Raw genomic sequence first — 5,946 nt, 5'->3', positions numbered from 1 at the left:
TCGCCCCCTGTGCAGATCGCCCCTTGGCACCCGTCGCCGACAAGATCAACGACCTCAGCGAGCTGTTGAGCGGTCAGCGGCCGGCCCTGACCGACCCGTCCACGGCCGACTACGCGCCCGGCGAGCTGCTGCGCGAGCGTGAGCCCACCCTGCTCGTCGTCGACGACCTCTGGTCGGCGAGTCGGCTCGCCCCCTTCCCCGTCGGCCCGAACCTGACACGCCTGGTGACCAGCCGAATGCGCGGCACGCTCCATGCGACCTGCGAGATCCTCAAGGTCGACCGGATGAGCGCCCGGGAGAGGGGCTCGCTCCTGTCCGGCGGGGTGCCCGAGCTGACCCGTACCGAACGGCTGACGCGCCTCACCGGCGGGTGGCCGCTGCTGCTGTCTCTGGCCAACAGCGCCATCCGGCACGAGATCGAGGACGGACGGACAGCGGACGAGGCCGCCGAGCTGATCGGTGACCAGCTCCTCCAGGACGGACCCGACAGCCTCGACCTGGAAAGCCCCGACCGCAGGGACCAGGCCGTCGCGACGACCGTCGACGCGAGCCTGCGGCAACTGGACGGCCCGAGTCGGCAACGCTTCCTGCACCTGGGCGTCCTCCCCGAGGACGTCACCGTCCCCACCGAGGTCCTCGGCCTGCTGCGGGCAGCGAACGGCCTCGATCCCGCCGACAGTAGACGCCTGATCAGGAAACTCGCCGACCTGTCGCTGATCACCGTCACGGGCACCGCTGTCCTGGTGCACGACGTGCTGCGCGCCCACCTGCGGCAGGTCCTCGGCTCTCGCGGGGTCATCGAGGTCAATGCCGCGATGTTTCACGCGTTGTGCGCGCAGGCAGCCCCCCGGCACTGCGCACCAGTCGACCGGGCCACGGCGCTCCCGTACACCCGTAGGCACCCGGCCGGCCACGCCGCCGAGTCCGGGCTGCTCGACCCCTTGCTGCTGGACGCAGGGTTCCCGCCCGACGCGGCCCAGCCGGAGTTGTTGGCCTGCCTGGACGCTGCCCGCAGTGATGAGGCGCGAGCCGCCGCCGGCGTCTACCGCCGCGTCGCGCACCACCAGCGAGGACGCCGACCACACCCGCCAGTGCGTCCTGCAGCTCCTGGACGCTGTCGGACTCGGAATTTGTCGGATCCTGCGGGTATGGAGACGGTCTTCGGCATCCGCGCGACGTGCCGGGTGCGGGCGGCACGCTCCGGCTGGTTCAGTAGCCGAGGCCCGCCGCGACCCGCATGAACTCGTCCTTGGACATCGGCCCGGACGGGGTACGCATGGCAAGGGTGAATGCGTTGTCTCCGTCGGACCATGTGAGTGAACGGAAAGTGGGGTTGTCCGGGGACGGCTGCTCCTGGAGATAGGCGGGGTGTCCATTGACGGTCACTGGGGTGCCCGTGGTGTCCGGGTTCGGAGCTGCGCTCTGCGTGATGGTCAGGTCATCGTGTCGGACCCCGTCCTGGTACGTGCGTGTCCAGGTGCGTGGTGTGGCCGGGGCAGCGAGACCCGTGGTGTTGGAGGGCGTGTCGTCTGTCGGCGCGTAACCCGCGGGCAGGTAGTGCGGGCTCGCAAGGCGGTGTCCGTCGAAGAAGGCTATGGGCCGGCCGCTGACGGCGTCGGTGAGCGATCGCGCCCCGATCGGGTCGGACAGCGAGGTGGACACCTGCTTGCTGTTGCCGCCGTCGCAGGCCGTGTCTGCGGTCGCGTCGTCCTCCCGGCGCAGTGCCAGTGTGATGCCCTGTGCCGATTCGTGGGCTATGAGTCGGGGCAGGCTCTCGCAGCCGGTCCAGCCGACGGCGGCGGTGATGGTGCGGCCGTCTGCGCTGACAAGCACCTCGCCATGGACCGCGGCGTCGTACGTCCGGTCAGAGGATGCTGTTCTCCAAACCACCACGGCGGCCAGGGCTGCCGCTGCCAGGATGCTCACGGTCATGAGCTTGGCGCGCGGGGTGCGGCGTCGCGGGTCAGGATCGATGGAATTCACGGTCTCTCCAAGCGGTGGCCCAATCTCCGATGGGTGTGTTCAGGTGAGTACCATCCCTGCGGCCCCACCCGCCAAGCCGCCCCGCTCAGTGAAGCAGCTGCAGGGACCGCGCCGGCAGGGATGGTACGACATGACCGTGGCCTCGAATCAGCCGTCGCCGACACCCGCACCACTCGACTACTCCGAAAGCGGCATCTCACACACATCACACCAAGTGGCGCCCGATCTCGCCGAAAATCCGCCGGTGCCGACTCCCACCGGAGACGTGGCGCCCAACCACCCCGAAAAACTCAACCGCCCCGAGCGGCACCCGACGGCGGCCACCGCCCGAGCAGCGCGGCACCGCCCAGCACCCTGTCGCACCCACCTGTCGCACCCCCGCCACACACAGGGATTCCCGGGTATCCGCCCACGTCACAGGGGGCGACAGCACCCCACACGACAAGGCCGCGCGACAGGCAACGCGACAGCACCAACCCGCCACCAGAACCACGCCAGCAGGAGAACTGGCGGCAACTCCGACTCGACGGCCGCGCCGGGCGCAGTGAAGCGGCTACAGGTTGTGGAGGTAGGCGAGCCGGACGGTGCAGGCGGCCCGCTCGGGGGTGTCGTGCAGGGTCGCTTCCTGGATGGTCGGGTCGCCGATGGAGTAGTTCTCGTAGACCGCCACCCGGCTGTCGGGGGCACCGGGGCCGGGCAGGCCGCGTTCGGCCCAGCCGCCCTGGTGGCCCTCGCCGAGGACGAGATAGACGTCGGGGTTGACGGGCCATCCGGCCGGTGACCACCAGTCGCCGAAGACCTGGTGGTCCAGGGCGATGGAGACGCCGGTGTCCGGCAGCCCGCGCAGCTTCGGGTCGGCCGGGACGGCGACCTCCGAGGGCTTCGGCGCTGTGGCCGCGGCCGGGGCTGGAGCGGCCTGATCACTGCCTGGACGACGTCTCTGCGGCCCTACCCTTGTGCCACCGCGCCGCTAACCACGGCGACACCCGCGCCCCGTTTCGGGGCCCTTCTGGAGTCGGTCAGCGACGGCATGGGCGATCGAGTCGGTGATCGAGTCCGGTTGCCATGCCCACTGTCCGTTGGGGTTGCATTCGAGGAAGTACCAGTCACCGGCAGCCGTGACGGCGAAATCGAATACGCCGAAGGCGAGTCGGGAGATGGTGAGGTAAGCGGATACCGAGCGCGCGGCCCGGGCGGGGACGACGATCGGCGTGCACTCCATCAGGGATTGCCGCCGCCGCCAGTCGAGATCAGGACTGTCGATCCGAACCGCGAACAGCCGGTTGCCAACGGCCGTGAGACGTACGTCGAACGCCTTCTCTACCTTGGCTTGGAACAGGTGAGGGCAGTTGGCCACGGCGGCGGTGATCTCATGCGCGCGCACCTCGCGCACCCACACCTGTTGCGCCTGGCCGTCAACCTTGTACGGGGTGTTCCACAACGGCTTGTAGACCACTCCTCCAGTCCGGTGCGCAGCGAACTGCCGTGCCTTGTCAGGGTCGTTCATGATCAGCGTGCTGGGGACCCAGAAGCCGCTGCGCTGTGCGGCGGCGAGCTGGGCCGGTTTGTACTCGGCTGGCCGGTTGTCCCACGGGTGGTTCACGTAGTGGGCTCCCGGGAGGGAGGCCAGGATGCCGCCGAAGCCCCACAGGGATTGTGATCCGGCGAACCGGCGGTCTTGTTCATCCAGTTCGCTTGGGCCTTGGAAGGGCGAGGGACGGCGTGTCCAGACGGAGCAAACTTCGGTGAGGTCGAGTTCTCGGCTTGGCGTGTGCAAGGTGCCGCGCTGATCGCCTGTGCGATACGTGGCGGTCAGCGCGGCACCTGCATGCAGGTCGACCGGGGTCGAGACGGACTACCGGGACCTGGCGTTCCGCGAGGATGCGCAGGACCAGGTCGGCGGTCATGTCATGGTGGTTAGTCAGTACCAGTGCCGACCCACTCGGTTCTGTCATCACCAGCTGCTGGGGTCGTGATCCGAGTCCGAGTCTGAGTCCGAGTTGTTATCGGAATCGTAACTGTCCGGACCACTCGTGCTCGTGGAGTTCTGAGTGCTGCTGCTGGTGCTCGTGGAGCCCGAGGGGCTGCTGATGGCCAGGTGGTTGCCGAGCTCGACCGTGCGACCGTACTCGTCGATGATGACGGCGATCTGGGTCTCGGGGTCGATCACCGGGGTGAGCCGGGAAACCAGGATGGTCTCGGCGTACGGTGCCATGCGGGTGGTGCCCCAGGGGGCGCCGTGGTCTCGCGTTTCCATCGTTCGACTCCCTTGCTTCCGACTGTTCGTTACGAAGCAAGTTCACCAGCACCGCACGCCGGAATCATCGGCAGGACTACCGACACTTCGGCCCGCCCCCTGCCCGCGACCTGTCCGCACGACGTTCGGCGCCCGCTCAGCCGCGCGGCTGGAAGCCGAGCACGATCTCGACCCGTGAGGAGCAGCCGAGTTTGGCAAGGATCCGCGAGACGTGGGTGTGGACGGTGCGGACCGATACGACCAGGCGGAAGGCGATCTCCCGGTCGGTCAGACCCTGGGCCACGAGTGCGGCAACCCGGGACTCGGCGTCGGTCAGGGCGGCCCAGCCGTGCCTGGGCCGGCGTCGGGGGCCGGTCGCGCCCGACCGCAGGCCGTGCGCCCGCAGTGCGGCGGCGGCCCGGTCGATGTCCCCGGCGGCGGCCACCAGCTCGAACCGGCTGAGCGCGGCCCGGTCGGCCTCCCGCGCGTCCTCGGGCCGACCGGACGCGGCCAGCACCAGCGCCGCATGGTCGCCCATGGTGAGTGCCGCGGGGCGGGCCTGCTCGAGGGTTTCCCAGGTGGCCGCGTCGAACCGCAGGTCCTGGACCACCGCGCGCAGCAGCCGTGCCGTTAGCCACTCCCGAGGGTCGTACGCCGCGACCTCAAGCAGGGCCTCGGCCTGGTCCAGCAGTTCCATCGCTCCGGCCAGTCCTGTGCCAGGGCCTGGGTCACGGCGCGAAGGTTCAGCACGCCCACCGCCACGAGAGGGTCTGCGGCAGCGGCCGCACCCGCCTGTGCGGTGGACCGCTCCACCCCGGCCAGGTCGCCGGCCTGAAGACAGGTATGCGCGTGGATTATGGCGAGGCGGGCCGGCAGCTGCCCGTCCACGCGCTCGGGCTCCAGGGCGGCGAAAGCCCCAGCCGGATCGATCTCGGTGAACGCGACGATGGCGAGAACGGCCCGCAGGCGGCACCGCACCGGTGCGGGCAAAGGCGCGACGAGGCCTGCGGCGGCCGCGTGGCAGGCCTCGGAAAGACGGCCCGATCACAGCAGCGCTTCGGCCAGTGCAGCACGGATCGCAGGCTGACGCACATCGCCCGGCGGAAGCCAGGCCGCAGCCCGGGACAGCACGTCCAGCACCGCGGGTGTGAGCCGGACGGCCAGTCGATCCGCGTGCTGGCCGAGCCACTCCATCGTCCACGCGTCCATCGCCGCCCCGGCGAGCAGGCCGACCACGGTCTCGGCGGGGACACCGTGATCGGCCAACCGCCGTGCCACCGAGACACGCAGCCCCACCGAGGTGGCCGCCACGTCGCACCGCAGCAGCGGGTAGCGCAGCCGTACCAGACCGGCGTCCTGGTCAGCCAGCCCCAGCGCGGACATGCGCCCGACCCCGGCCAGGACATCCTGCGGCGCGGTGCCGGAGACCCCCGCCAACGTGTCCACCGAGGCGGCTTCACCCAACAGCGCGGTCCAGCGCAGCAACATGGCGTCAGCGCCGGCAAGTTCGGCCGCCCACGTGGTCACCGCCGCGGCCCGGTCAGGGTCGGCGACACGGGCCAGCAGCCACGGTTCTTCCGGCGCCCGCGGCCAGCTCCCGCTGCCGCTCGGTCGGTTCGCCGCCGCACACCTCGGCAAAGAGCGCCTCGGCTGCGCCCTCGTCCAACGGCGGCAGGTCGATCCCGAGCCCGATCCGGTCCAGCCGGGCGAACCTCCCGGGCGTGACC

General features: G+C 70.3%; 7 protein-coding genes and 1 pseudogene. 2 read left to right on the top strand and 6 right to left on the bottom strand.

Annotated features, from left to right (window positions below; translation table 11 throughout):
* Nucleotides 1-1,241 (top strand): annotated as a pseudogene (locus ACFQ87_RS43800) (hypothetical protein); the annotation flags it as partial.
* Here the strand turns inward: ACFQ87_RS43800 and ACFQ87_RS43795 are convergent.
* Nucleotides 1,210-1,926 (bottom strand): hypothetical protein, encoded by a 717-nt coding sequence (locus ACFQ87_RS43795; RefSeq protein WP_380616627.1) that lies wholly within the window; start codon nt 1,924-1,926, stop codon nt 1,210-1,212. The pseudogene ACFQ87_RS43800 and the gene ACFQ87_RS43795 sit on opposite strands and share 32 nt — an antisense overlap.
* Before the next feature lie 815 nt (nt 1,927-2,741).
* Here ACFQ87_RS43795 and ACFQ87_RS43790 point away from each other — a divergent pair.
* Nucleotides 2,742-2,903, top strand: coding sequence for a hypothetical protein (locus ACFQ87_RS43790; RefSeq protein WP_380616626.1), 162 nt, complete (start codon nt 2,742-2,744; stop codon nt 2,901-2,903).
* Nucleotides 2,904-2,953: 50 nt separating this feature from the next.
* Here ACFQ87_RS43790 and ACFQ87_RS43785 read toward each other — a convergent pair whose 3' ends face one another.
* From ACFQ87_RS43785 to ACFQ87_RS43765, 5 genes are all read right to left on the bottom strand, one after another.
* On the bottom strand, nt 2,954-3,799 hold the full coding sequence (locus ACFQ87_RS43785) for a hypothetical protein (protein WP_380616628.1): 846 nt from the start codon (nt 3,797-3,799) through the stop codon (nt 2,954-2,956).
* Nucleotides 3,800-3,937: 138 nt separating this feature from the next.
* Nucleotides 3,938-4,240: a putative ATP-grasp-modified RiPP gene (gene tgmA, locus ACFQ87_RS43780; RefSeq protein WP_380616625.1), complete on the bottom strand. Its 303-nt coding sequence runs from the start codon at nt 4,238-4,240 to the stop codon at nt 3,938-3,940.
* A gap of 136 nt (nt 4,241-4,376) precedes the next feature.
* Nucleotides 4,377-4,916: a response regulator transcription factor gene (locus ACFQ87_RS43775; RefSeq protein ID WP_380616623.1), complete on the bottom strand. Its 540-nt coding sequence runs from the start codon at nt 4,914-4,916 to the stop codon at nt 4,377-4,379.
* A gap of 347 nt (nt 4,917-5,263) precedes the next feature.
* Nucleotides 5,264-5,707: a hypothetical protein gene (locus ACFQ87_RS43770; protein ID WP_380616622.1), complete on the bottom strand. Its 444-nt coding sequence runs from the start codon at nt 5,705-5,707 to the stop codon at nt 5,264-5,266.
* Between the two features lie 52 nt (nt 5,708-5,759).
* A partial coding sequence (locus ACFQ87_RS43765) for a hypothetical protein (RefSeq protein ID WP_380616621.1) occupies nt 5,760-5,946 on the bottom strand: 187 nt, incomplete at its 5' end.

This window comes from Kitasatospora sp. NPDC056531 (genome assembly GCF_042794375.1).
Taxonomy (GTDB): domain Bacteria; phylum Actinomycetota; class Actinomycetes; order Streptomycetales; family Streptomycetaceae; genus Kitasatospora.
This window is presented reverse-complemented; position numbering and strand designations above follow the sequence as displayed.